Source organism: Streptomyces sp. NPDC029041 (assembly GCF_040637515.1).
GTDB lineage: Bacteria > Actinomycetota > Actinomycetes > Streptomycetales > Streptomycetaceae > Streptomyces.
Genome location: NZ_JBEZWO010000003.1, coordinates 636497 through 661836, shown reverse-complemented (window position 1 = coordinate 661836; position 25340 = coordinate 636497). Strand labels below are relative to the sequence as shown.

Genomic DNA, 25340 nt, shown 5'->3' with positions numbered 1-25340 from the left:
GGCCCAGAGTGACCGCTGAGGCCAGGGAGGCCGGGGCTCCACAGGCCCCCGCTGCCGACGGCTTGCGACCGCTCAACATCGCGCTCCTCACCTATAAAGGGAACCCGTTCTGCGGCGGCCAGGGCGTCTACGTCCGGCACCTCTCGCGCGAACTGGCCCGGCTCGGACACCGGGTCGAGGTCATCGGCGCCCAGCCGTACCCCGTCCTCGACGAGGGTCACGACGGGCTGAGCCTCACCGAGCTGCCCAGCCTCGACCTGTACCGCCAGCCGGATCCCTTCCGCACACCCGGGCGCGGCGAGTACCGCGACTGGATCGACGCGCTGGAAGTCGCGACGATGTGGACGGGCGGTTTCCCGGAACCCCTGACGTTCTCGCTGCGCGCCCGCCGTCATCTGCGCGCCCGCCGCGGCGAGTTCGACGTCGTGCACGACAACCAGACCCTCGGCTACGGCCTGCTGGGCGATGTCGGCGCGCCCCTGGTGACGACCATCCACCACCCCATCACCGTCGACCGGCAGCTGGAGCTGGACGCGGCGGACGGACGGAAGCGGCGCCTGTCGGTGCGGCGCTGGTACGCCTTCACCCGCATGCAGAAGCGCGTCGCACGCCGGCTGCCGTCCGTGCTGACCGTGTCCGGCACGTCACAGCAGGAGATCGTCGACCACCTCGGAGTCCGGCGGGACCGCATCCACGTGGTCCACATCGGCGCCGACACCGACCTCTTCTCGCCGGATCCCTCCGTGCCCGTCGTACCGGGCCGGATCGTCACGACGTCCAGCGCGGACGTGCCGCTGAAGGGCCTGGTGCATCTCGTCGAGGCACTCGCCAAGACACGGACCGAGCACCCCGGCGCCCATCTCGTCGTCGTCGGCAAACGGCCCACCGAAGGACCCGTCGCCCAGGCGATGGAGCGGTACGGCCTCGAAGGCGCCGTCGAGTTCGTCAAGGGCATCTCCGACGCGGAACTCGTCGACCTGGTGCGCTCGGCGCAGGTCGCCTGCGTGCCCTCGCTCTACGAGGGGTTCTCGCTGCCAGCCGCCGAGGCCATGGCCACGGGCACGCCCCTGCTCGCCACGACCGGCGGTGCCATACCCGAGGTCGCCGGCCGCGACGGGGAGACGTGCCTCGCGGTGCCGCCCGGCGACGCGGACGCCCTCGCCGCAGGCCTCGGCCGCCTGCTGTCCGACGCGGACCTGCGCGCCCGCCTCGGCGCGGCCGGACGGGAGCGCGTGCTCCGGCACTTCACCTGGGCCAGGGCCGCGGAGGGCACGGTGGCCCGCTACCGCGAGGCGATCGAGCGGGCCGGGGTCGGTGCCGTGCCGCGGGTCTCCGGCCGTTCGGCCCCCACGACAGGTGCTGCAGCCGCAGCCCCCGCAGTCCCGGCAGGTGCTGTCCCGGCAGCCCCGGCAGATGTAGAAGGCGTCAACTCCGAAAGCAGGGCCACGTGCTGACCGTCGACTTCTCCCGGTTCCCGCTCGCCCCGGGGGACCGGGTCCTGGACCTCGGCTGCGGGGCCGGACGGCACGCGTTCGAGTGTTACCGGCGCGGCGCGCAGGTCGTGGCGCTGGACCAGAACGCCGAGGAGATCCGCGAGGTCGCGAAGTGGTTCGCGGCGATGAAGGAGGCCGGTGAGGCGCCCGAGGGCGCCACCGCCACCGCCATGGAGGGCGACGCCCTCGCGCTGCCCTTCCCCGACGAGTCCTTCGACGTCGTGATCATCTCCGAGGTCATGGAGCACATCCCGGACGACAAGGGCGTGCTCGCCGAGATGGTGCGGGTGCTCAGGCCCGGCGGGCGCATCGCCGTCACCGTCCCGCGCTACGGCCCCGAGAAGGTCTGCTGGAGCCTGTCCGACGCCTACCACGAGGTCGAGGGCGGCCACATCCGCATCTACAAGGCGGACGAACTGCTGGAGAAGATCCGCGAGGCCGGTCTGGAGCCCTACGGCACGCACCACGCCCACGCCCTGCACTCGCCCTACTGGTGGCTCAAGTGCGCGTTCGGCGTCGACAACGACAAGGCGCTGCCGGTGCGGGCGTACCACAAGCTGCTCGTCTGGGACATCATGAAGAAGCCGCTGGCCACCCGGGTCGCCGAGCAGGCGCTGAACCCGCTGATCGGCAAGAGCTTCGTGGCGTACGCGACCAAGCCGCACCTGCCGCGTCTGGCCGACACCGGGGCGGACGCACAGTGACGACTCCCCGGACGGAACATCTGGTCCTGCCCGGGGTCCTCACCGCGGGGCAGGCCGCCGCGACCGTCGCCGGCATCCTCGCCGTGCAGCGCGAGGACGGTGCGATCCCCTGGTTCCGGGGGCACCACCTCGACCCGTGGGACCACGTCGAGGCGGCCATGGCCCTCGACACGGCCGGCGAGCACGAGGCCGCCGAGCGGGCCTACCTGTGGCTGGCCCGGCACCAGAACGAGGACGGCTCCTGGTACGCCGCCTACACCGACGGCGAGTTCGACGCGGTCACCGACCGCGGCCGGGAGACCAACTTCGTCGCCTACATAGCCGTCGGCGTCTGGCACCACTACCTCTCCACCGGCGACGACGCCTTCCTGGACCGGATGTGGCCGGCGGTGTACGCGGCCGTGGAGTTCGTGCTGCGCCTGCAGCAGCCCGGCGGGCAGATCGGCTGGCGGCGCGACGACGACGGCACGGCCACGGCGGACGCCCTGCTGACCGGAAGCTCCTCCATCCACCACGCGCTGCGGTGCGCGCTGGCCATCGCCGAGCAGCGCGAAGAGGCACAGCCGGACTGGGAGTTGGCGGCCGGCGCGCTGCGGCACGCCATACGCCATCACCCCGAGCGGTTCCTCGACAAGAACCGGTACTCGATGGACTGGTACTACCCGGTGCTCGGCGGCGCGCTGACCGGCGCGGAGGCCAAGGCCCGGATCGAGGAGGACTGGGACCGGTTCGTCGTCCCGGGGCTGGGGGTGCGCTGTGTCGTTCCCAACCCGTGGGTGACGGGGGGTGAGTCGGCCGAACTCGCCCTGGCGTTGTGGGCGATGGGGGAGTCCGACCGGGCGCTGGAGATCCTTCAGTCGATCCAGCACCTGCGCGATCCGCGGAGCGGCCTGTACTGGACCGGGTACGTCTTCGACGACCAGGCGATCTGGCCGCGGGAGTTGACGACGTGGACCGCGGGGTCGTTGCTGCTGGCCGTCGCCGCGCTGGGGGGGCATGAGGCTACGTGCCAGGTGTTCGGTGGGGACCTGCCCATGGGGCTTGAGTCGGACTGTTGCGCCTGAGAGCTCGGCGAGTGCGCATGCAGTGCGGGCGCGGGTGGTGTGCGGTCGATCGCGCAGTTCCCCGCGCCCCTGAGGGACGTGCTCCCTCTGGCGTTGTCAGTGGCGGGTCCTGTTGGCGATGGCGTGGCCCACGAACAGGTACACCACCGCTGCCAGTCCGTAGCCGCAGACCACTCGGGCCCATGCTTCGTCGAACGTGAACAGGTCGTGCGACCAGCCGGCGAGCCAGCGGGCCGCGTCGTGGATGAACTGGACGAACGAGTTGCCGGGGTTGGCGTCCAGCAGGTACATCAGGATCCAGAGACCCAGGATGAGGGCCATGATGTCGGCCACGACCGCGACGATCGTGCCGGCCTGACTCGCGCCGTTGCGATACCGAGGGGACATAGTCTCCGGATTGCCCTTGAACTCTGGATGAAACCCGGGGAATCGCTCAGGAGTTCAACTCCGCCAGAACCCGCAGGGTGTGCGGGTCGGGGCTGAGCACGAGGAGGTCCGTCACCGGGCCCTTGCGCCACAGTTCCAGTCGCTCGGCGATCCGTTGGCGGGGGCCGACCAGGGAGATCTCGTCGGCGAAGGCGTCGGGGACCGCCAGGACGGCCTCCTCCCGGCGGCCGGAGAGGAACAGCTCCTGGATGCGGCGGGCCGCGGCCTCGTAGCCCATGCGGGCCATCAGGTCGGCGTGGAAGTTGCGGGCCGCGTGCCCCATCCCGCCGATGTAGAAGCCGAGCATGGCCTTGACGGGCAGCAGGCCTTCGGTGACGTCGTCGCAGACCCGGGCCCGGGCCATCGGCGCGACCAGGAACCCTTCCGGCAACTCCGTCAGGGCCGGGCCGTAGACCTCCGGCCGGGTCGGCGCCCAGTACAGCGGCAGCCACCCGTCGGCGATCCGGGTCGTCTGCGCGACGTTCTTCGGTCCCTCCGCGCCCAGCAGGATCGGCAGACCGGCGCGGAGCGGGTGGGTGATCGGCTTGAGGGGTTTGCCGAGGCCCGTGGCGTCCGGGCCCCGGTAGGGGTGGGTGTGGAAACGGCCCGCCACTTCGACGGGGGCCTCGCGGCGCAGCACCTGCCGCAGGACGTCGACGTACTCGCGGGTGGCGGTGAGCGGCGAGGCGGGGAACGGGCGGCCGTACCAGCCCTCGACGACCTGCGGGCCGGACAGGCCGAGGCCCAGCATCATGCGGCCGCCGGAGAGGTGGTCCAGGGTGAGGGCGTGCATCGCGGTCGTGGTGGGTGACCGGGCCGCCATCTGCGCGACCGCCGTGCCGAGCCGGATACGGGAGGTGTGCGCGGCGATCCAGGTGAGCGGGGTGAACGCGTCCGAGCCCCAGGACTCCGCCGTCCAGACCGAGTCGTAGCCGAGCCGCTCGGCCTCCTGGGCGAGGGGCAGGTGGCCGGGGGAGGGGCCGCGGCCCCAGTAGCCGAGCGCGAGACCGAGCCGCATGCCTGCCTCCTGACGATGTGTCAGCTGACGGAGGCGACGACTGTACGGCAACGGCCCCCCACCCGGAAGGGCGAGGGGCCGTGCGAGAGGAGTGCGGGATCAGCCGCGCTGGATGCCCGACGTGTCCTGCAGGACGCCGCGGCGGCCGTCCTGCGTCTGGGCGACCAGGGCCGCTCCGCGCTGCTCGACGGCCAGGTACCAGGTACCCGGGGCGAGTTCGGCGATGGGCGTGGGCGAGCCGTCCTCCGCGAACAGCGGCCGCGGCACCGGCACCGCGAACCAGAACGGGGAGAAGTCCCCGGCCGGCGGCTGCGGAGCCTGGGCCTGCTGGGGCTGAGGCTGACCGCCGTACGGCTGCCCCGGCTGCGGCTGGCCGTAGCCGCCGGGCTGCTGCGCGCCCGGGTAGCCGTAACCACCGGGGGGCTGGGCGCCGTAGGGCTGCGGGGCGGCCGGGCGGGGGGCCGGGATGAGGGCGCCCTTGAGGACCGGGACGAGGGGGGTGGCGAGGGCGGCGGCGGCCATCAGCAAGGTGGCGACGAGAGCGAGGATGATGCCGATGCCCGGGCTCGGGGCGCCCTCGCCGCCGTTCTCACCGATGTTGTCGTAGCCACCGGGCACGTCGAAGATGTTGCCGAGCGCGCTCCAGGCGGCGAACACCGTGAAGGCGACGCCGAACGGGACGAGTTCCAGCCCCGCGATCTTCGGGGCCTGCGGCAGGCCACGCCCGACGACGACGAGCGCTGCGCCGATGATCCCGGCCAGCACGACGCTGAACACGACCGGGCCGCTGCCCCACAAGCTGGGGAGGTCGACGCTGTCGGGGACATTGTCGAACGAGTAGAGGTCGAGGAACGACGCGATCAACAGCAATACCGCTGCTCCGATCACCACGCCGTCGCCCCGAGTGAGGGAGCGGATATTCACTTCAGGTCCTTCGTAGGTCGTCTCATCGTCGGTAGAGGCGTCGCTGTCACCATGCCGCCGTCCGGACTCGGTGTGAAGCGCGGGGGTGGCCCCTCATCGTAAGGAGGACCCTATCGTCCGCCAGGTCAGGGTGTCCGCCGGGATCTGCCGGTCCGCCACTACCCGCGCAGAAAACTCACGATTCCCTCGGAGATCCCTTGCGCCGCCTTCTGTCGCCACGCGCCGCTGGTGAGCAACGCCGCGTCCTTGCTATCGCGCATGTTGCCGCACTCGATGAACACCTTGGGAACCGTTGACAGATTGAGACCGCCCAGGTCCTTCCGCGTGACGAGACCGCTGCCGTCGCCGATGTAGTTGGAGGGCGCGCTGCCGGTGACCGCCACGAAGCGGCCCACGACGCGCTCGCCGAGATCGCGGGAGGGGCCGACGATCGCCCGGGTGTCCGCGGCGCCCGCGTGCACCGCGCCGGGCAGGATCACGTGGAAGCCGCGGTTGCCGGTGCCCGAGCCGTCCGCGTGGATCGAGACCACTGCGTCCGCCTTCGCCTGGTTGCCGATCCGGGCCCGCTCGTCCACGCACGGGCCGAAGGGCCGGTCGCCGTCCTGCGTCAGCTTCACCGTGGCGCCCTGCTGCTCCAGCAGCGTGCGCATCCGGTGCGCCACGTCCAGCGTGAACTTCGCCTCGGTGTAACCGTCGTTGGTGGACGTGCCGGTGGTGTCGCACTCCTTGCGGTTCGTCCCGATGTCCACCGTGCGGTTGATCTCGGACGGGTGCTGGAAGTTGCCCGGGTTGTGCCCCGGGTCGATGACGACGACCTTGCCCTTGAGCGGGCCGGTGGCGGCGGGCGCGGAGGCCGACGGGGTGTCCGTGGGCTCCGGGGAGGTGCTCGGCTCCTTGGCGTCGTCTGAGGGCTCGTTCGACACGGCGGGCGAGGAGGACCGCACGGTCGCCCGCCCTGAACCCCCGTCGTCTCCCGAGCCGCCCACCGTCTCGTACACGAGCCAGCCGAGCAGAGCCCCCGGCACCAGCGCGGCGAGCGCCACGGTCAGGGGGCCGCGGCGGGGGCGGCGGGGCTGGGAAGGTTCGAAGTCCGGGCCTGCGTACGACACGTCTGCCACCCTAGCGGCCGTCGGCGGGGGCGGCGGGCCGAGGACGACCCGACGGGTGGCGGCAGGGCCGTGTCCGGACCTCGCGGACCCGGGCTACGCCCCGTTCCCGCCGTCGCCCCCGTGCCGTACCGCCTCCTTCACCCGCGCCTCCACCTCCTGACGCGGCGTGCCCTCCTGCTTCGCGTACCCGGTCACCGCCGCCTGGACGTCCCGGGCGAGATCGCGCCAGGCGCGCCAGGCCGTCTCCCAGGTGCTGGTCTGCTGCTCGCTCCACTTGGTCTGGGTGGGCGGCCCGTACGCGTCCTGCAGCTGACGCACCAGGGCGTACGCCTCGTCCGCCGCGCGCTGCTTCTCCACGAGCTCTTCGAAGGTGTGTGCCACGCGCCCGGATCCTTGGGCAGTGACGGTCGCCCACCGAAGCGCCACGCCGCCCGTGGGCCGACCGGGCGGGGGTGCGTCCGGCGCAGTTCACCCGCCCGGGCGTCTGCTGCCGCGGCCTCAGATCCCCGGCCCCGTGCGCCGCAGCACCCGCAGCGAGTCCGTCGCCGAGACCTCGGTGAACGCGCCGGAGGCCAGGGCGCGGAGGTAGACGCGGTAGGGGGCCTGGCCGGTGAACTCGTCCTCAGGGTCGGGGAAGACGTCGTGGATGAGCAGCAGCCCGCCCTCGGCGACGTGCGGGGCCCAGCCCTCGTAGTCGGCCGTGGCGTGCTCGTCGGTGTGGCCGCCGTCGATGAAGACGAAGCCCAGCGGCGTCCCCCAGAACGCGGCGATCTGCGGGGAACGCCCGACCAGCGCCACCACGTGTTCCTCCAGGCCCGCCCGGTGGAGCGTGCGGCGGAACGTGGGCAGGGTGTCCATCAGGCCGATCTCGGGGTCGACCGTCTCCGGGTCGTGGTAGTCCCAGCCCGGCTGCTGCTCCTCGCTGCCGCGGTGGTGGTCGACGGTGAGCGCGCTGACCCCGGCCTCGCGGGCCGCGTCGGCGAGCAGGATCGTGGACCGGCCGCAGTAGGTGCCGACCTCCAGCAGCGGCAGCCCGAGCCGCCCGGCCTCCACGGCCGCCGCGTACAGCGCCAGGCCCTCCCCGGCGGGCATGAACCCCTTCGCCGCCTCGAACGCGGCCAGGATCTCGGGCTTCGGCGCCGCGGGCATGGGGTTCCTCTCGGTCGTACGACGGTCAGGGCGCCATCGTGCCGCACCCCCTGCCGCGAGCACGACAGGGGGTACCGGTGAGTAGGGGGAGGGGGCGGCGGGTCAGGCCGGGACCGTCCCGCCCGGCAACGACAGGTCCAGGTCGACCGGGCGCTCGTCGCCCGCGTGGGTCGCGGACGAGGCGAGCGGGCCGTGACCCGTGGCGCGGGCGGCCACGACGTAGGAGCCCTGGGCGGGGACGGTGAGCGCGTAGCTGCCGTCCTCGGCGGAGAGCGTCGCCCCGGCCTGGCGGCCGCGGCGGTCGATCAGCGTCACCCTGGCCCGGGCGACGGGGGAGCCGTCGGCGCCCAGCACCCGGCCGCGGAAGCCGCGCAGCACCTGCTCGGCACGCTCCAGTGCCGCGTCCTCCTCGCTGCTCGCGCGCAGCTGCGGCTTGTTCGACGGCCGGCGGCCCGGCAGGAACAGCGCCAGCAGCAGGCCCACGGCCACCGCGCCCGTCGCGATCAGAAAGGAGACCCGGAAGCCGTGCATGGTCGGGATCTCGACGCCGCCGACGTCGTTCGCGGTGTTCGCCAGCACCATGCCGATCACGGCGCTCGACACCGACGTGCCGATGGAGCGCATCAGGGTGTTGAGGCCGTTCGCCGCGCCCGTCTCCGACGCCGGGACCGCGCCCACGATCAGCGCGGGCAGCGAGGAGTAGGCGAGGCCGATGCCCGCGCCCAGGAGGACCGAGATGACCAGGCTCTGCCAGGCGGCGCTCATCAGGCCGAGGCCGGCGCCGTAGCCGACCGCGATGATCAGCAGGCCGAGGATCAGGGTGAACTTCGGGCCGTACTTCGCGGACAGCCGGGCGTAGACGGGCGCCGTGAACATCATCGTCAGACCGAGCGGCGCGACGAGCAGACCCGCGACGACCATCGACTGGCCGAGGCCGTAGCCCGTGGACGTCGGCAGCTGGAGCAGCTGGGGCAGGACCAGGGAGACGACGTAGAAGGAGACGCCGACCATGATCGAGGCGAGGTTGGTGAAGAGGACGGCCGGGCGGGCCGTGGTGCGCAGGTCCACCAGCGGGGCCGCCAGGCGCAGCTCCATCACGCCCCACAGCACGAGCACGACCGCCGAGGCGGCGAACAGGCCGAGCGTGGTGCCGGAGGACCAGCCCCAGTCGCTGCCCTTGGTGATCGGCAGCAGGAACAGGACGAGCCCGGCGGACAGGCCGAGCGCGCCCGGCAGGTCGAAGGAGCCCTCGGCGCGCATCGGGGACTCCGGTACGACGAGGAGGGTGAGGGCGATGGCCACGACGCCGAGGCCGGCGGCCCCGTAGTAGAGGGTGTGCCAGTCGCTGTGCTGGGCGACCAGGGCGGCGGCGGGCAGGGCGAGGCCGCCGCCGACGCCGATGGAGGAGCTCATCAGGGCCATCGCCGAGCCGAGCTTCTCGCGGGGCAGCATGTCGCGCATCAGACCGATGCCGAGCGGGATGGCGCCCATCGCGAAGCCCTGCAGCGTACGGCCGGTGATCATGAGCAGCAGATCGCTGGTGAGCGCGCTGACCAGGGCACCGACGACCATCACGGCCAGGCTCAGGATCAGCATGCGGCGCTTGCCGTAGAGGTCGCCGAGGCGGCCCATGATCGGGGTGGCCACCGCGCCCGAGAGGAGGGTCGAGGTGAGGACCCAGGTGGCGTTGCTGGGGGCGGTGTCCAGCAGCTGCGGCAGATCCTTGATCACCGGAACCAGCAGGGTCTGCATCACCGCGACAACGATGCCCGCGAAGGCGAGCACCGGGACCACGGCCCCGCTCGCTCTGCCGGCGGGGCGGTCTGTCGTCGTCTGCGTCATTTGAGGAGGGCCTCCGGGCCGGGGAGCGTCGGGTTACGTGGAGTCTGAACCTTGTATGTCCAGGCAACTATTCCGTTGCTTCGGCACCCTAACGAAAACTTGACCTTCCCTTGATCCTGGCGGGGGAGTACAGACGGATCCATCCCGGTTCGCCCGGAGGCCCAGGTCCCGGGACCTGGACCCCGGCCCGGCGAAATCCCGATGCAAGGGGCGCAAGGCGGTTGAGAGCATGACACCCATGCTCGAATCCGCCGATGCCGCCGCCCGCCGCCCCCGCATACCCCGGCTGTCCCGGCTGCGTCCGCGCGGAGCGCCGCCGATGTGGCTCGTGGTGGCGCTCACCTGCGCCGGGCAGTTCCTCGTCGTGTTGGACGTGTCCGTCGTCAACGTGGCCCTGCCGTCCATGCGGACCGGCCTCGGGCTCGGCGAGCAGGGCCTGCAGTGGGTCGTGAACGCCTACGCCATCGCCTTCGCCGGGTTCATGCTGCTCGGCGGACGCGCCGGGGACCTCTACGGCCGCAAGCGCATGTTCCTCGTCGGGCTCGGCCTGTTCACCCTGGCCTCCGCGGCCGGCGGGCTGGCCCAGGACGACTGGCAGCTGCTGGTGGCGCGGGCCGTGCAGGGGCTCGGCGCGGCGGTGCTGGCGCCCTCGACGCTGACGATCCTCACGTCGTCGGTGCCGGAGGGTGCCGCGCGGGCCCGGGCCATCGGGACTTGGACGGCCGTCGGCGCGGGCGGCGGCGCGGCGGGCGGTCTGGTCGGCGGGCTGCTGGTGGAGACGCTCTCCTGGCGCTGGGTGCTGCTGATCAACGTGCCCGTCGGGGCCGTGGTGCTGTGCGCCGCCGCCTGGTTCCTCACCGAGGGCCGCGCCGGGGACGGCCGCCGCCTCGACCTGCCCGGCGCGCTGCTCGTCACGGCCGGTCTCGGCACGCTGGCCTACGGCATCTCCCAGACGGAGGCGGCGGGCTGGACGGCACCGGCCACCCTGCTGCCGCTGCTCGCCGGTCTTGTCCTGCTCGGGGCGTTCCTCGCGGTCGAGGCCCGCACGGCGAGCCCGCTGATGCCGCTCGGCCTCCTGCGCGTGCGCTCGGTGTCCTCGGCGAACGTCTCGATGTTCCTGTGCGGCTCCGCGATGTTCTGCATGTGGTTCTTCATGACCCTCTACGCCCAGAACGTCCTCGGCTACACCCCGATCGAGGCCGGCCTCGCCCTGGTCCCGAGCTCCCTCGCCGTCATCCTCGGCTCCAAGCTCGCCCCGCGCCTGATGCGGCCGGTCGGCCCGCGCAACGTCGCCGCGCTGGGAACCCTCGTCGCCGTGGCCGGGTTCGCCTGGCAGTCCACGATGACCCCCGACGGCTCCTACGCCACGGCGATCCTCGTCCCCGGCGTCCTCATGATGCTCGGCGCGGGCCTGGCGGCGACCCCCCTCGCCTCCCTGGCCACGTCCGGCGCCGCCCCCGAGGAGGCGGGCCTGGTCTCCGGCCTCGTCAACACCTCCCGCACGATGGGCGGTTCCCTGGGCCTGGCGGTCCTGTCCACCCTGGCGGCAGCGGAGTCGGCGGGCAGCACGACCCCCGCTTCCCTGACGGCGGGCTACGCCCTCGCGTTCCGCGTGGGGGCGGCGGTGCTGACGGCCGGGGTCGTGCTGATGTGGGTGTGGCTGCCGCGGCGGGCGGACCGGGCGCCGTAAGCGCGAGCCGGGCAGCAGCCGGTCCGGGCGCGGGCCTCGCGGAGGGCTTCCATACGGTTGCGGTCCGCGAGCAGCACACGGCTGCGCCGGGCGGTCAGGGGAGCGGGGTGGGGCGGGCGGTGTCCAGCAGTGTGGCCAGCGTCCGCGTGAAGGACGCCGCCGAGTGGTCCGCGTGGTCGCGGATGCGTGCCGCGACCGTGTCCGCGCCGCCGCCCTCCAGGAGGCCCACGATCCGGTCCAGGTCCTGCCCGTGCCCCTCCTGGGTGGTCAGGTAGAAGTCCGTCGCGTCGTACGCCATGTGGAAGACGTGCTTCTTCACATCGCTCAGCGTCAGGTAGTCGTCGTGCGTCTTGGGGGTCGGCTCGGGCGCGCCGACGCACACCGCGGGGGTGCCGGCGCCCCACGCGTTGACGGCCAGGTGGTACGTGTCCGTGATGACGAGCCGGTAGCGGGGGAGGACCCCGACCAGATCGCCGACCGTGGGACTGCCCGGGCGGGCCGCGATGTGGCTCACCGCGGCGGGGACGTCCCGGTCGAACCAGGGCAGCCACTCCAGCGGGGCGCCCAGACGGTCGGACAGGCCCTGGCAGAAGGCGGGCAGCCAGTCGGGGATCGGCGTACGGGCGCCGAGGAAGACGCCGACGGCCCCGCCCTCGGGCACCGACCGGGACCACTGCGAGGCCGGGAGGTGGTCGAGGTCCCCGGGGCGGGACAGCAGCGCCGCGTCCGAACCGAAGTGGTCGGTCGTACGGTCTCCGCGCAGATGCGCGAGCTTCGCCGCCGAGAGCGGGTCCCGCACCCACATCCGGTGACTGCCCGTCACCAGGCGCGAGAACAGCGGCCCGTACTCCTTGTCCTCGTAGTCGGACTGCGTGTTGTGCAGGATCGTCCCGCCGTAGCTGAGGGTCCGCGCGAGGACCTCGTCCGGCTGGTCGGCGAGGAGCAGGGCCCGGTTCAGCTGCGCCCGGGCGTCGTCCCGGTCCGTGGCGAAGCCGAAGTCGAGCAGACGGTTCGTCGCGTCCTGCGCCAGATAGTGCCGGGTGTGCAGGAAGTCGCCCCAGAAGACGACGGCGTCATGGTCGCGGAGCGTGCCGAGGTGCTCGGCGAGCGGCTGGAAGCGGAACGGGAAGGCGGTGCCGCGCGCACCCTCGCGCAGCGGCACGGTCTCCGGCGTGTGCAGCGTGTACCAGCTGGCGTCGAACGCGGTGTCCATCCGCCGCCGCAGGGACTCGAACGCCAAGTCCACGGTCAGCATGCCCGTGTTGCGGTACCCGATGTTCGGCGCGGTGATGACGGCGACGCGTCCCATGTGCTCCCGTTCCCCTGGGGTCCTCATCCGGTGCCGGCGGCCTCGACGTGCGGGCGCGCGGACCACCGGCCAACGTACACGCCCGGGTCGCTGCGGAAACCTCCCGGGTACGGACCCGCCGGGCCGGATGCGCTGTACGGACCGCGGCAGGACACACGTCACCGCCACAGCGATCTGACACGGCGTCAGGAGCCTTCACAACTGAGGAGGCCTCGGCTATACAGAGGGCGCGGGACTGGAACGCGTTTCAGTTCGCGTCCTGGTCCGGCCCCAGACGGCCTCGGTGCGGCCGACGGTGCGGACGGCCGTACCGAGGTCCTTCCTCCGGCGATCAGGAGCCCCATGCCCATCGACGCAGCCAAGGCGCTCGCCGCCGCACCCCGGACCGGTGAACTCTCCTGGGACCACAAGGACGTGCAGCTCTACCACCTGGGCATCGGCGCGGGCAGCCCCGCCACCGACCCCGACGAACTGCGCTACACCCTGGAGACCCGGCTGCACGTCCTGCCGAGCTTCGCCACCGTCGCCGGCGGCGGAAAGCCCGGCGTGACCAGCGGGCTGTCCATGCCCGGCATCGAGGTCGACCTCGCCCGCGTCCTGCACGGCGGCCAGAACCTCGTCATCCACCGGCCCATCCCGCCGACGGGCACCGCCACCGCCACCCACCGGATCGCCGCCCTGTACGACAAGGGCACCGCGGCCGTCCTCGTGCTGCGCACCGACGTCACGGACGACGACGGCCCGTTGTGGACCAACGACGCCCAGATCTTCATCCGCGGCGAGGGCGGCTGGGGCGGCGACCGCGGCCCCTCCGCCCGCCTCGAACCCCCCGCCGGGGAACCCGACCGGACCGTCGAACGGCCGATCCGCGACGACCAGGCCCTGCTCTACCGCCTCTCCGGCGACTGGAACCCGCTGCACGCCGACCCGGAGTTCGCCAAGCATGCCGGATTCGAACGGCCCATCCTGCACGGCCTGTGCACCTACGGCGTCACGCTCAAGGCGGTCGTCGACACCCTGCTCGGCGGGGACGTGACCCGGGTGCGGTCCTACGCCACCCGGTTCGCCGGCGTCGTGTACCCGGGGGAGACCCTGCGGATCCGCATGTGGCACACACCCGGCTCCACCCGGGTCGCCGTCAGCGCCGTCGAGCGTGGGGACGCGCCCGTCCTCGCCGACACCGTCGTCGAACACACCTGACCCAGCACGCCGTACGAGGGGAGCCCGCACCATGCGCGCAGCCGTACTGCACGAGATCGGCCAGGACAAGCTGGAGGTCCTCGACGACGTCGAGGCGGTGGGGTTCGGGCCGGGCAAGGTGAGGATCCGGGTGCGCGCCACGGGGCTGTGCCACTCGGACCTGTCCGCGATGAGCGGCGTGCTTCCGCAGCCCGGCCCCTTCGTCCCCGGCCACGAAGGGGCCGGGGAGATCGTCGAAGTGGGCGAGGGCGTCAGCCGGCTGAAGGCCGGCGACCGGGTCGTCGTGTGCTGGCTGCCCGCCTGTGGCGCCTGCCCCGCCTGCAAGCGCGGCCAGACACAGCTGTGCCTGGCCGGTTTCGTGAACGCGGGCACCCCCAACTTCAAGCGCCCCGGCGGGGACGTCTTCGGCTTCGCAGGAACCGGAACCTTCACCGAGGAGGTCGTCGTCGACGCCGGCTGCGCCGTGCCCGTACCCGACGACGTGCCCTTCGACATCGCCGCCCTCATCGGCTGCGGCGTGACCACCGGCCTCGGCGCCGCGCTCAACACCGCCGACGTGGCGGCCGGTTCGTCGGTCGCCGTCATCGGCTGCGGGGGCGTCGGCATCTCCGCGATCCAGGGGGCCCGGCTGAAGGGCGCCGCCGAGATCGTCGCCGTCGACCCGGTGGCCGCGCGCCGCGAGTCGGCCCTGAAGTTCGGCGCGACGCGGGCCGTCTCCCCGGAGGAACTGCCCGACGCCAAACAGCAGGTGACCGGCGGCGAGGGCTTCGACTACGTCTTCGAGGTCGTCGGCAGGTCCGCCACCGCCCGCACCGCCTACGAGAACACCCGGCGCGGCGGCACCCTCGTCATCGTCGGCGCGGGAGCCATGGACGACTTCCTCCAGCTCAGCATGTTCGAGCTGTTCTTCGACGAGAAGCGGATCCTGCCGTCCATGTACGGCGGCGGTGACGTACTGGCCTCCTACGAACGCACCATCGCCCTGTGGCGCGCGGGCCGCATCGACCTGGCGGGCCTGATCACCCACCGGGTGCCGCTCGCCGACATCAACGAGGCACTGGACCAGATGCGCACCGGGACCGCCCTGCGTACGTGCATAGAGATCTGAGGACCCCACCCATGTCACTGCCACTGGAAGGGCTGTCCGCGGTCGTCACGGGCGCCGGCCGCGGGCTCGGCCGGGCCGAGGCGCTGGAACTCGCCCGGCTCGGTGCCGCCGTGGTCGTCAACGACTACGGGCAGCCGGGCCGCGACGGTTCGGGCGAGGCGTCCGCGGGCCCTGCCGAGGAGGTGGCCGCCGAGATCCGCGCGGCGGGCGGGAGCGCCCTCGCGCACACCGGCGACGTCTCCGACTTCGCACAGGCCCGCGCGCTCGTCGAGGCGGCCGTCACCGCCTACGGCAAGCTGGACGTCCTCGTCAACAACGCGGGCATCCTGCGCGACCGCATGGTCTTCTCGATGACCGAGGAGGAGTGGGACTCCGTCCTCGGCGTCCACCTCAAGGGCCACTTCAACACCACCCGGTTCGCCGCCGCGCACTGGCGGGAGCGGTCCAAGCGGGCCCGGGGGCCGGTGTTCGGGCGGATCGTCAACACTTCCTCGGAGGCGTTCCTCGCCGGTTCCGCCGGCCAGCCCAACTACGCCGCCGCCAAGGGCGGGATCGTCGGCCTCACCACCTCCACCGCCCTCGCCCTCGGCAAGTACGGCGTCACGGCCAACGCCATCTGCCCGCGCGCCCGCACCCGGATGACCGAGGACGTCTTCGCGGGCATCGAGCAGCCGTCCGGCACCGGCCTCGACCCGCTCGCCCCCGAGCACGTCGCCCCGCTCGTCGGCTATCTGGCCTCGCCCGCCGCCGCCCACGTCAACGGGCAGCTCCTCGTGGTGCACGGCGGGATGGTCGCCGTCGTCGAACGGCCGCGGGTCGCCGCCCGGTTCGACAGCAAGCAGGACACCTTCACGTACGAGGAACTGGAGGCCGTCCTCGGCCCGTACTACGCGGACCGGCCGGCGGGGGAGACGTTCGCCGCGACGGAGGTACTGGGTCTGAAACGCGGGTGAAGGCAGGTGTGACGGACACGGAACGGCCCTCCCCGCTTGTGGCGGGAAGGGCCGTTCGCCGTTGGGTGACCGGCGCGCCGTCAGACCGCGGTCACGGCCTGCTCGGTCTCCGTCACCGGCTTGCGGTGACGTCCGCGCGGAGCCGTCCGGCCGTCCTGCGTGGAGACTTCACCACGGTGCCGGCCGGGGCCGGAGGAAGGCTGCTGGACGTCGGCATCACTCGTCTGGTTCGTGCTGGCGTCGCTCATCGGATGGAATTCACCCCGTCAACATGATCTTTTTTACAGCCGGGTGAGTCTAACCGGCACCCCTGACCTCGGATCCAGGCGGGCACGCCAACCGGCACTGGTTCGTTACAAGGCGTCCCAACGGCGCTTCCCGAAGGGGCACAGGACGGGCGGCCGAGGGCGCCGGAGGCGGGGCGGCCCCGGCTGCGGCCGGGCCCTGGGGCTCGGGCTGGGGGCGGGGCTCGCCCGGTGCCGCGAGCCGGCCCGGGTGTCCCGGAGGCACGGCCGTCGGCTGCGGCGGCGACGGCGGCGACTGTTCCGGCCGCGGCGCCGGCGCGGCCCCCGGCTCCGGCTCGGCGACGGGCGGCGGACTCACCTGCGCGACCCCGCACGGCACGGCCGCCGTCGCGTACGGCAGCCGCAGCACCCCTTCCGGCGTCCACAGGCCCGCACCCGTCAACCACCCCTCGGGCGCCCGGAGATGGTGCAGCCGCCGCTCGGCCGGACGCCAGACCCCGACCCAGCTGCCCGCCGGCCCGTCCACCCGCAACGCCACCGCACAGCTCTCCGGCGTCAGCACCTGCCCCGGCTGGATCGCGAACGGTGTGACGGAGCAGTCCCGTACACGCAGGCACTCCGGGAAGCGCACCGGCAGCGTGCTGCCGAGGACACCCCAGCCCAGCCGGTCCTGCCCCGGCGAGGGCGCGTCCGAGCGGACGATCAGCAGCCCGCTGTCGTGGTCGGCGAGCAGCACCCGGTCGTCGCTGTCGTCGGCGATCTGCAGCAGCGGCGACACCTCACCGCCGCACTCCAGGTCCACCACGACGGCCTTGGTGCGGCCCTCGGTCTCCCGGTCCAGCGCCAGCAGCCGTGCCGACCGGTCCAGCCAGACCCCGCCCGAGCAACGGCCGGGCAGCTCCGCCAGCCGCTCGGGCCCGAAGGCACCGCCCGCCACCAGCCACACCGACGTCGTACGCGGCCCGACGGCGAGGGCGTAGGCCCGTTCACCGCCCGGGGCGGGCGGCAGCAGCCGCAGCCGGGCGGCCGGGTCCGGGCAGCCGACCGCGCCCAGGGGCAGCTCACCGGTGCCCGGGCCGGTCGGGTACAGCAGTGAGAAGGCGTGCCGCCCCGCCACCACCCGGTGGATCAGCACCCGCCCGTCGGCCATCGGCTGCACCTCGGTGCCGGGCTCCTCCGGCTGGTTGCGCGGCAGAGGCACCGCGTACGGCTCCGGGCCGTCCAGGGTCCAGCGCTCCGGGAACCAGGAGCCGCCGGCCGACGCGAGACGCGCACCGTAGGCGCCGTCCGCGGTGAATGTGCAGCCGGCCGGTACGGACCCGTGCCCGCGGCCGCCCCCGCCTCCGTCCTCGTCACCGTCCTCGTATCCCGCCGAAGGCTCGATCGCACAGACCGTCATCGCTCGGTCACCTCCAGTGACGAAGGTAGTTCGCCCGCACGAACGTGGAATTCCGCTCCAGCGGGCTTCACACATAAGGGTGTTCCAGGAACGATTCGCCTGAGGGAAAGGGGGCGATTGTGCTGAGCGGGGCGACGGGTACCGGGAGCGGGCGGTGGCGGTGCAACGCCACAGATCAGGCGGGTAGCCTTGCTCCCGTGCCCCGTCTGTCAGAAGTCATCGCCGCGCTGGAGACCCTGTGGCCCGCCGAGCGGGCCGAGTCCTGGGACGCGGTCGGCACCGTCGCGGGCGACCCCGACCAGGAGGTCACCCGCGTCCTGTTCGCCGTCGACCCGGTCCAGGAGATCGTCGACGAGGCGGTGAAGCTGGGCGCCGACCTGCTCGTCACCCACCACCCGCTCTACCTGCGCGGCACGACGACGGTCGCGGCGACGCACTTCAAGGGCCGTGTCGTCCACACCCTCATCAAGAACGACATCGCGCTGCACGTCGCCCACACCAACGCCGACACCGCCGACCCGGGCGTCTCCGACGCCCTCGCCGGCGCGCTGGACCTGCGGATCACCGGGCCGCTCGTGCCCGACCCCACCGACCCCGAGGGCCGCCGGGGCCTCGGCCGCCTCTGCGCGCTGGACCACCCGGTGACCGTCCGCGAGTTCGCCGCCCGCGCCGCCGAGCGGCTGCCCGCCACCGCGCAGGGCATCCGCGTCGCCGGCGACCCCGAGGCGCTCGTGCGCACGGTCGCCGTCAGCGGCGGCTCCGGCGACAGCCTCTTCGACCACGTCCGCGCGGCCGGGGTCGACGCCTTCCTCACGGCAGACCTGCGCCACCATCCGGCGTCCGAAGCCGTCGCCCAAAGCCCCCTCGCGCTGCTCGACGCCGCGCACTGGGCCACCGAGTGGCCCTGGTGCGAGCTGGCCGCGAGCCAGCTCGACGAGATCTCCGACCGGCACGGATGGGACCTGCGCGTCCACGTCTCCAAGACGGTCACCGACCCCTGGACCGCGCACGCGGCCTCGCCCCCTTCTGATCCCCTTGGAGCCCCGAACTGAACGCCGCGCCCGCCGACCAGATCCGTCTCCTCGACGTCCAGGACCTCGACGTCCGCCTCCAGCAGCTCGCGCACAAGCGCAAGTCGCTGCCCGAGCACGCCGAGATCGAGTCGCTGACCAAGGACCACACCCAGCTGCGCGACCTGCTCGTGGCCGCGCAGACCGAGGAGAGCGACACCGCCCGCGAGCAGACCAAGGCCGAGCAGGACGTGGACCAGGTGCGCCAGCGCGCCACCCGCGACCAGCAGCGCCTCGACTCGGGCGCCGTCACCTCCCCCAAGGACCTGGAGAACCTCCAGCGCGAGATCGCCTCCCTCGCCAAGCGGCAGGGCGATCTGGAGGACGTGGTGCTGGAGGTCATGGAGCGCCGGGAGTCCGCGCAGGAGCGCGTCGCCGAGCTGACCGAGCGCGTCACCTCCGTCCAGTCGAAGATCGACGACGCGACCGCGCGCCGCGACGCCGCCTTCGAGGAGATCGACGGCGAGGTCGCCACGATCACCAAGGAGCGCGAGGTCGTCGCCGGCTCGATCCCGGCCGACCTGCTGAAGCTCTACGACAAGCTGCGCGGGCAGCAGGGCGGCATCGGCGCGGCGAAGCTGTACGCGCGCAGCTGCCAGGGCTGCCGGCAGGAGCTCGCCATCACCGAGCTGGCCGAGATCCGCAAGGCGGCGCCCGACACGGTGGTCCGCTGCGAGAACTGCCGCCGCATCCTGGTGCGCACGTCCGAGTCCGGCCTCTAGGCCTTCAGGGAGCCCATCCGGTGCGGGAGTTCATCGTCGAGGCCGACGGCGGGTCGCGGGGCAATCCGGGGCCGGCCGGCTACGGGGCCGTGGTCAGCGACGCGGCGAGCGGGCAGACCCTGCGCGAGACCGCCGAGTACATCGGCGTCGCCACGAACAACGTCGCCGAGTACCGCGGCCTCCTCGCCGGCCTGCGCGCCGCCCACGCGCTGGACCCCGAGGCGACGGTCCACGTCCGGATGGACTCCAAGCTCGTCATCGAGCAGATGTCGGGCCGCTGGAAGATCAAGCACCCCGACATGAAGCCCCTGGCCGCGCAGGCGGCCCGGGTCTTCCCGCCCGGGCGGGTCACCTACGAGTGGATGCCGAGGGAGCAGAACAAGCACGCCGACCGGCTGGCCAACGAGGCGATGGACGCGGGAGCCAGGGGCGAGCGGTGGTCGGAGGGCGACTCGACGGCGGAGCTGGACGCGGCTGCCGGGGGTGCCGGGGGTGTTGTCCCGCCGGAGCCGCCCGGTGACGCGGCGGCGGGTGCGGCGCGGGTGCGTGGAGCTTTGGCGCAGGGCCGCGCGTCGGCCGCAGGGGCCGACGTGGACCGTGATGCCATGAGGGCGTCGACGGGACCCGGCCGGGGCGCCCCGGCCGGAGCTTCTGCCGGCTCGGCGACGGGGGACGCCGATGCGCGTGCCGAAGCCGATGCCGACGCCCGAGCCGCAAAGGCCGAAACCGACACCCGAGCCGCAAAGGCCGAAACCGACACCCGAGCCGCAAAGGCCGTGGCCGCACCCGGCTGGGCGCCCGCCGACATGGGCGCCCCCGCCACCTTCGTGCTGCTGCGCCACGGCGAGACCCCGCTGACGCCCCAGAAGAGGTTCTCCGGCAGCGGCGGCACGGACCCCTCCCTCTCCGACACCGGCCGGGAACAGGCCGAGCGGGCCGCCGCGATGCTGGCGCGGCGGGGCACCATCCAGGCCGTCGTGTCGTCGCCGCTCGCCCGCACCCGGGAGACCGCCGGGATCGTCGCGGCCCGGCTCGGGCTCGACGTGAGCATCGACGAGGGACTGCGCGAGACCGACTTCGGCGCCTGGGAAGGCCTCACCTTCGCCGAGGTGCGCGAGCGCCACCCCGAGGACCTGAACGCCTGGCTGGCCTCCCCGGACGCCGAACCCACCGGCGGCGGCGAGAGCTTCGCGGCGACGGCCACCCGGCTCGCCGCCACCCGCGACAAGCTGGTCGCCGCCCACGCGGGCCGCACGGTCCTGCTCGTCACGCACGTGACCCCGATCAAGACGCTCGTCCGGCTCGCCCTGGGCGCCCCGCCGGAGTCCCTGTTCCGCATGGAACTGTCGGCCGCCTCCCTGTCGGTGGTCGCCTACTACGCGGACGGCAACGCCAGCGTCCGCCTCCTCAACGACACGTCCCACCTGCGCTGAGCGCCGCCGCCTCCCGGGCCAGCGCCTCGACGCGCCCCCAGTCGCGGGCGGCGACCGCGTCCGCCGGCAGCATCCAGCTGCCGCCCACGCACCCGACGTTGGGCAGGGCCAGATAGTCCGGCGCGGAGTCCGGGCCGATCCCGCCCGTCGGGCAGAACCGCGCCTGCGGCAGCGGCCCCGACAACGACCTGAGATACGCCGTACCGCCCGCGGCCTGTGCCGGGAAGAACTTCATCTCCCGCACCCCGCGCTCCAGCAGCGCCACCACCTCGGACGCGGTCGACACCCCCGGCAGGAACGGCACCCCCGACGCCCGCATCGCCTCCAGCAGCACGTCCGTCCAGCCCGGGCTGACCAGGAACCGGGAACCCGCGGCCACCGCCTCCGCGACCTGCCCCGGCCGGATCACCGTCCCCGCCCCGACCACCGCCCCGGGAACCTCCCGGGCGATCCGCCCGATCGCCTCCAGGGCCGCGGGCGTCCGCAACGTCACCTCGATCGCGGGCAGCCCGCCCGCCACCAGCGCCCGTGCCATCGGCACGGCGTCGCCGACGTCCTCGATGACGACAACGGGGACGACGGGGGCGAGGCCCAGCACGGAAGCGGGCAGGGGAGAGGAGACCATGGCGTCATCCTGCATTCGGAGTGCAGACTGCGCAAAGGTCATTGCATTCAGTGCAACGCGAGCTAGTGCACCTCGTCCACCAGCACATCCAGCGACCAAGCCTGCCCCGACTTCTTGGGCGCCTGCGCCTCCACGACGTAGCCGAGATCCCGGAGCGCCTCCACCAACTCGGCCGGGCCCTTCGGATCGGCCCCGGAGGTCAGCAGACCGCGCACGATCCGCCCCTTGGTCGCCTTGTTGAAGTGACTGACCACCTTCCGGGTGGGAGCGTGCAGCACCCGCACGGACGCCGTACGCCCGGCGACCTCACCCTTCGGCTTCCACGCGGCGGCGTACGCGGCGGACCGCAGATCCAGCACCAGCCCGCCCCCGGCCACCTCGGGCAGCACCGACGCCATCGGCGTACGCCAGTGCGCGCCCAGCGCCCCGAGTCCCGGCAGCTTCACACCCATCGAGCAGCGGTAGGACGGGATCCGGTCCGTCACCCGCACGGCACCCCACAGCCCGGAGAACACGAGCAGCGACCGCGCGGCCCGCCGCTTGGCGGCCGTGTCCAGCGACGCCAGGCCGAGGGCGTCGTAGAGCACGCCGGTGTAGATCTCCCCGGCCGGCCGGGTGCCCGCGGTCCGCAGCTCCGCGTTCTTGGCGACCTCGCCCCGCAGCCCCTCGCTCAGCCCCAGCACCTCGCGTGCCTTGTCCTCGTCGCCGGCGCACAGCTCGACCAGCTCGGTGAGAACGGCCTCCCGGGCGGCGGTCAGCCCCGGCAGCGCCAGGGACTCCGGCTTCAGCGGGGCACCGCGGCCGGAAGAGGCCTTGCCTTCGGACGGCGGCAGCAGGACAAGCACGGGGTACTCCTTCGATCGAACTCCGCCCGCCAGCGTACGGGGAGCTCAGACGCGGGCCCGGCCGAGGGCGCGCACGAGCCCCTCGGGGTCGTCGGCGTGGAAACGGACGACCCGCACCTCCCGGCGCCGCCCGAGGAAGCCGACGTGCGTGACCGGTTCCGCCAGTTCGAGCGTGACGGTGGTCTGCGAGCCGACCTCCACGGCCAGCTCACCCTCGGCCCGCTCGTGCGTCATCCGCAGTTCCCGCCGCACCGAGGTGATCCGCTCCAGCGGAACGCACAGATCGACGTGGACGTACCGCCGTATCCGCAGGGTGCCGGCGGCCCCGTTCAGTACATGCGGACGGACGACGGACGAGGCGTGCAGCGCGACGACGAACACGATCGAGTACACGTCCAGGAAGAGGAACACGGCGTGCACGACGGGCCGGTCCCTCAGCAGCACGGACAACGCGACCGTCTCGACGACGCACACGAACGCGAGCCCGGCCGTCATCGCGCCCTGCCCCCGCGAGTACCCGAAGGCCGTTCCGCGGCCCGTCCCGTGCGTACGCCGCGCCACCCACAGGGCGAGACTCGCCAGCAGCCGCGCCTCGTGCCGGATCAGCAACCACCCCACCCTCATCGCCGCTCCTCGGAGAGGAACCGCAGCGCACGGCGGACGGCCTCCGCCTGGGCCGGGGCGAGGTCGTCGTAGAACGCGCGCAGCACGCTGTCGTGCTGGTCGATCTCACCGATCTCACCGATCTCACCGGTCTCACCGATCCCCGGGAACAGCGTCGGCGGAATGCAGTCGGCGAGGGCCCGGGCCGCCTCGTCGACGCGCGGGTCGGCGGGCTCGGCAGAGGCGAGCGCGTCGAGCAGCGCGTAGGCCTCACCGGCCCGCGCCATGGCCTCCGGACCGCCCAGCGCCTCACCCACCGACGACACCAGCCGCTCCCGTTCCCCCTCCGGCACGGCGGTCTCCAGGAACGCGATGATCTCGCGGTCCTTGACGGCCATGGGCGAGTCGGACAGATGCGCGGCCCGGGCGAACAGCGCGGCCAGCTCCGGCGACACCGGCCCCTCCGCCGGCACCCCGCCCTCCGCCTCCAGCAGCACCCGCAACCGCGCCCGCCGCTCCCGCAGGGCCTCCTCCTGCCGCGCCAGATCCTCGTCCAGCTCGGTCAGCACCTCGACGAGGTCCTTGCCGGCCTCGTCCGCGAGCACGTCCCGCACCTCCGCGAGCCCAAGACCCAGCTCGGTCAGCCGCCGGATCCGCGCCAGCACGACGGCGTGCCGCAACCCGTACTCCCGATACCCGTTGGCCCGCCGCTCGGGCTCCGGCAGCAGCCCCAGATGGTGGTAGTGCCGCACGGCCCGAGTGGTGACGCCGACGACGCCGGCGAGTTCTCCGATCCGCATGCGACCAGTGAAGACGTTGACGTCGCGGCAGGGTCAAGTGACCACGATCGGTGGAACTGCTCCCTGTTCCCGCCCAGGTCATCCGGGTCAGGTCTCAGTCTTGCCGGTGACCGCGGCAAAGGAGCGTCAACCTCATGGACCTGGACCCGTACACGCAGAAGCTACTTCTGGACTGGTTCCTCGACCTGGACACTCCGGAGGGCTTCCGCGCCGAGTTGATCGAGGGCGAGTTCGTCCTCACTCCACAGCCGGACGGTCACCACGAGCACTGCATCAGCCGGATCGTCAGACAGCTCCACCGGCGCTCGCAGCTCGACGTCCTGTGTTCGGGAAACAAGGGCCTGCGACTGGGCGCTGCGCACGGTCATCCCGTGGATCACGTGATCCCCGACGGCACGATCGTCGCCCAGGAGGCAAGGGCCTTTCGGGGTGCTCCCCCTTGGATGCCCTGCGAGGGGGTCACCATGGTGCTGGAGGTGACGTTCACCAGGCCGAAGATCGACAGAGTTGCCAAGCGGCGTTGTTACGCCCGCGGCGGCATCCCCTTCTACCTGCTCGTCGACCGCGGCACTTCCTCGACGACGCTGTTCACCGAGCCGGACGGCGACTACCTCCGGTCCCGCACCGCGGCCTTCGGCAGATCTCTCACTCTCCCGGACCCCTTCGCCTTCGACCTGGACACCACGGACTTCCTCTGATCCCCTGTGAGCCGGGGGGTACGAGGTGAGCACACAAGCGCAGATCCGAGAACAGGCCAGCTGGACCAGGGCGCGACTCGGCCGCGCCGGCCCGCCCCTGGACCTCCTCACCGCCCACTTCGACCAGCACGTCTACGCGCCCCACGCCCACGACGAGTTCACCATCGGCGTCACCGTCGGCGGCTCCGAGGTCATCGCGTACAGGGGCGGGCACATCCACTCCTACCCCGGCTCGATCGTCGTCCTGGAGCCGGGCGAGATGCACACCGGAGGACCGGCCGCCTGCGACGGCTATGCCTACCAGGCCCTTTACGCCGAACCGGGCCTCCTCACCGACGGCACCCTCGGCGGCCTCCCGCACTTCCGCGACGCCGTCCTCCACGATCCGGAACTGGCGGTGGCCCTGCGCGCCGCCCACACCGACATCAGCGCCTGCCCGGACCCGCTGGAAGCGGAGTCCCGGCTGCCCTGGCTGCTCACGGCCCTGGCCCGCCGCCACTCCACGGCCCGGGCGACCGACGACACCGTGCCCGGGGCGGTGGGCATCGCCAGGACCGTACGCGACCGCCTCGCGGACGAACTGCTGGACCCCCCGTCCCTGGCTGCCCTCGCCACGGACCTGGGTCTGTCCCGCTACCAACTGCTCCGCGCCTTCCGCACGACGATGGGGGTACCGCCGTACGCCTGGCTCGCCCAGCACCGGGTGGCCAGGGCCCGCGGCCTCCTGGAAGCCGGACTGCGCCCCGCCGAGGTCGCCGGCCTCGTCGGCTTCGCCGACCAGGCGCACCTCACCCGCTGGTTCCGCAGGGTGCTGGGGGTGACCCCGGCGGCGTACCGCAGCAGCGTTCACGTCGCGGCGTACCGCAACAGCGTTCAAGACACCGTGGGGTGACAGGCCCGACACTCGTCGC

The 25340-nt window shown here is 72.9% G+C and carries 26 protein-coding genes; 12 read left to right on the top strand and 14 right to left on the bottom strand.

Annotation, left to right across the window (positions count from 1 at the left end; genetic code table 11):
• Positions 1-8: 8 nt before the first annotated feature.
• From AB0F04_RS10205 to AB0F04_RS10195, 3 genes are read left to right on the top strand one after another with little or no spacing between them, the layout of a single operon-like run.
• Positions 9-1454 (top strand): glycosyltransferase family 4 protein, encoded by a 1446-nt coding sequence (locus AB0F04_RS10205; RefSeq protein ID WP_362039742.1) that lies wholly within the window; start codon positions 9-11, stop codon positions 1452-1454.
• The gene (locus AB0F04_RS10200; protein ID WP_362039740.1) at positions 1448-2197 is read left to right on the top strand and encodes a class I SAM-dependent methyltransferase; all 750 of its coding nucleotides are present in this window, start codon (positions 1448-1450) and stop codon (positions 2195-2197) included. The genes AB0F04_RS10205 and AB0F04_RS10200 overlap by 7 nt, the downstream gene beginning before the upstream one ends.
• Positions 2194-3261, top strand: coding sequence for a prenyltransferase/squalene oxidase repeat-containing protein (locus AB0F04_RS10195; RefSeq protein WP_362039739.1), 1068 nt, complete (start codon positions 2194-2196; stop codon positions 3259-3261). Before AB0F04_RS10200 ends, AB0F04_RS10195 begins: the two co-directional genes overlap by 4 nt.
• A gap of 96 nt (positions 3262-3357) precedes the next feature.
• Here AB0F04_RS10195 and AB0F04_RS10190 read toward each other — a convergent pair whose 3' ends face one another.
• The 7 genes from AB0F04_RS10190 to AB0F04_RS10160 form a co-directional block, all read right to left on the bottom strand.
• Complete coding sequence (locus AB0F04_RS10190; RefSeq protein ID WP_362039737.1) at positions 3358-3648, bottom strand: hypothetical protein; 291 nt, start codon at positions 3646-3648, stop codon at positions 3358-3360.
• Between the two features lie 46 nt (positions 3649-3694).
• Positions 3695-4705 carry an LLM class F420-dependent oxidoreductase gene (locus AB0F04_RS10185; protein ID WP_362039735.1) on the bottom strand — a complete coding sequence of 337 codons (1011 nt, stop codon included), beginning with the start codon at positions 4703-4705 and terminating at the stop codon, positions 3695-3697.
• 99 nt (positions 4706-4804) lie between these two features.
• Positions 4805-5629, bottom strand: a complete 825-nt coding sequence (locus tag AB0F04_RS10180; protein ID WP_362039734.1) for a hypothetical protein — start codon at positions 5627-5629, stop codon at positions 4805-4807.
• Between the two features lie 158 nt (positions 5630-5787).
• Complete coding sequence (locus tag AB0F04_RS10175) at positions 5788-6738, bottom strand: N-acetylmuramoyl-L-alanine amidase (RefSeq protein WP_362039732.1); 951 nt, start codon at positions 6736-6738, stop codon at positions 5788-5790.
• A gap of 93 nt (positions 6739-6831) precedes the next feature.
• On the bottom strand, positions 6832-7119 hold the full coding sequence (locus tag AB0F04_RS10170) for a hypothetical protein (protein ID WP_362039730.1): 288 nt from the start codon (positions 7117-7119) through the stop codon (positions 6832-6834).
• Positions 7120-7236: 117 nt separating this feature from the next.
• On the bottom strand, positions 7237-7887 hold the full coding sequence (locus tag AB0F04_RS10165; protein WP_362039729.1) for a class I SAM-dependent methyltransferase: 651 nt from the start codon (positions 7885-7887) through the stop codon (positions 7237-7239).
• Positions 7888-7989: 102 nt separating this feature from the next.
• A complete protein-coding gene (locus tag AB0F04_RS10160; protein ID WP_362039728.1) occupies positions 7990-9729 on the bottom strand; it encodes an MFS transporter in 1740 nt (579 codons plus the stop codon).
• A gap of 229 nt (positions 9730-9958) precedes the next feature.
• Here AB0F04_RS10160 and AB0F04_RS10155 point away from each other — a divergent pair, with 229 nt between their 5' ends.
• The gene (locus AB0F04_RS10155; RefSeq protein ID WP_362039726.1) at positions 9959-11419 is read left to right on the top strand and encodes an MFS transporter; all 1461 of its coding nucleotides are present in this window, start codon (positions 9959-9961) and stop codon (positions 11417-11419) included.
• Positions 11420-11513: 94 nt separating this feature from the next.
• On the opposite strand, the gene AB0F04_RS10150 is transcribed toward AB0F04_RS10155, so the two are convergent.
• On the bottom strand, positions 11514-12728 hold the full coding sequence (locus AB0F04_RS10150; RefSeq protein ID WP_362039724.1) for a hypothetical protein: 1215 nt from the start codon (positions 12726-12728) through the stop codon (positions 11514-11516).
• Between the two features lie 342 nt (positions 12729-13070).
• Here AB0F04_RS10150 and AB0F04_RS10145 point away from each other — a divergent pair, with 342 nt between their 5' ends.
• Genes AB0F04_RS10145 through AB0F04_RS10135 form a run of 3 tightly spaced genes read left to right on the top strand, consistent with a single transcriptional unit; the run spans position 13071 to position 15989 of the window.
• Positions 13071-13928 carry a MaoC/PaaZ C-terminal domain-containing protein gene (locus AB0F04_RS10145; RefSeq protein WP_362039721.1) on the top strand — a complete coding sequence of 286 codons (858 nt, stop codon included), beginning with the start codon at positions 13071-13073 and terminating at the stop codon, positions 13926-13928.
• Positions 13929-13959: 31 nt separating this feature from the next.
• A complete protein-coding gene (locus tag AB0F04_RS10140) occupies positions 13960-15036 on the top strand; it encodes a Zn-dependent alcohol dehydrogenase (protein ID WP_362039719.1) in 1077 nt (358 codons plus the stop codon).
• A gap of 11 nt (positions 15037-15047) precedes the next feature.
• On the top strand, positions 15048-15989 hold the full coding sequence (locus AB0F04_RS10135; RefSeq protein WP_362039717.1) for a 3-oxoacyl-ACP reductase: 942 nt from the start codon (positions 15048-15050) through the stop codon (positions 15987-15989).
• Positions 15990-16069: 80 nt separating this feature from the next.
• Here the strand turns inward: AB0F04_RS10135 and AB0F04_RS10130 are convergent, their stop codons facing one another.
• Positions 16070-16237, bottom strand: a complete 168-nt coding sequence (locus tag AB0F04_RS10130; protein WP_362039715.1) for a hypothetical protein — start codon at positions 16235-16237, stop codon at positions 16070-16072.
• A 49-nt stretch (positions 16238-16286) separates the two neighbouring features.
• Entirely contained in the window at positions 16287-17633 is a 1347-nt protein-coding gene (locus tag AB0F04_RS10125) for a hypothetical protein (protein ID WP_362039712.1), read from the bottom strand.
• 197 nt (positions 17634-17830) lie between these two features.
• On the opposite strand from AB0F04_RS10125, the gene AB0F04_RS10120 reads away from it, so the two are divergent.
• Genes AB0F04_RS10120 through AB0F04_RS10110 form a run of 3 tightly spaced genes read left to right on the top strand, consistent with a single transcriptional unit; the run spans position 17831 to position 20858 of the window.
• Positions 17831-18685, top strand: coding sequence for a Nif3-like dinuclear metal center hexameric protein (locus AB0F04_RS10120; protein WP_362039711.1), 855 nt, complete (start codon positions 17831-17833; stop codon positions 18683-18685).
• The gene (locus AB0F04_RS10115) at positions 18682-19425 is read left to right on the top strand and encodes a C4-type zinc ribbon domain-containing protein (RefSeq protein WP_362039810.1); all 744 of its coding nucleotides are present in this window, start codon (positions 18682-18684) and stop codon (positions 19423-19425) included. Before AB0F04_RS10120 ends, AB0F04_RS10115 begins: the two co-directional genes overlap by 4 nt.
• Positions 19426-19445: 20 nt before the next feature.
• Positions 19446-20858, top strand: a complete 1413-nt coding sequence (locus tag AB0F04_RS10110; RefSeq protein ID WP_362039709.1) for a bifunctional RNase H/acid phosphatase — start codon at positions 19446-19448, stop codon at positions 20856-20858.
• Here AB0F04_RS10110 and eda read toward each other — a convergent pair.
• From eda to AB0F04_RS10090, 4 genes are all read right to left on the bottom strand, one after another.
• Positions 20833-21483, bottom strand: coding sequence for a bifunctional 4-hydroxy-2-oxoglutarate aldolase/2-dehydro-3-deoxy-phosphogluconate aldolase (eda, locus tag AB0F04_RS10105; protein WP_362039707.1), 651 nt, complete (start codon positions 21481-21483; stop codon positions 20833-20835). The two genes, AB0F04_RS10110 and eda, sit on opposite strands and share 26 nt — an antisense overlap.
• Positions 21484-21545: 62 nt before the next feature.
• A complete protein-coding gene (gene yaaA / locus AB0F04_RS10100; protein ID WP_362039706.1) occupies positions 21546-22328 on the bottom strand; it encodes a peroxide stress protein YaaA in 783 nt (260 codons plus the stop codon).
• Positions 22329-22373: 45 nt separating this feature from the next.
• Positions 22374-22952, bottom strand: coding sequence for a hypothetical protein (locus AB0F04_RS10095; RefSeq protein ID WP_362039705.1), 579 nt, complete (start codon positions 22950-22952; stop codon positions 22374-22376).
• Positions 22949-23731 carry a MerR family transcriptional regulator gene (locus AB0F04_RS10090; RefSeq protein WP_362039703.1) on the bottom strand — a complete coding sequence of 261 codons (783 nt, stop codon included), beginning with the start codon at positions 23729-23731 and terminating at the stop codon, positions 22949-22951. The genes AB0F04_RS10095 and AB0F04_RS10090 overlap by 4 nt, the downstream gene beginning before the upstream one ends.
• A gap of 134 nt (positions 23732-23865) precedes the next feature.
• Between AB0F04_RS10090 and AB0F04_RS10085 the strand changes: the two genes are divergently transcribed.
• Both AB0F04_RS10085 and AB0F04_RS10080 read left to right on the top strand, forming a co-directional pair.
• On the top strand, positions 23866-24429 hold the full coding sequence (locus AB0F04_RS10085; protein ID WP_362039701.1) for a Uma2 family endonuclease: 564 nt from the start codon (positions 23866-23868) through the stop codon (positions 24427-24429).
• 43 nt (positions 24430-24472) lie between these two features.
• The gene (locus tag AB0F04_RS10080) at positions 24473-25321 is read left to right on the top strand and encodes an AraC family transcriptional regulator (RefSeq protein WP_362039808.1); all 849 of its coding nucleotides are present in this window, start codon (positions 24473-24475) and stop codon (positions 25319-25321) included.
• Positions 25322-25340: the final 19 nt, after the last annotated feature.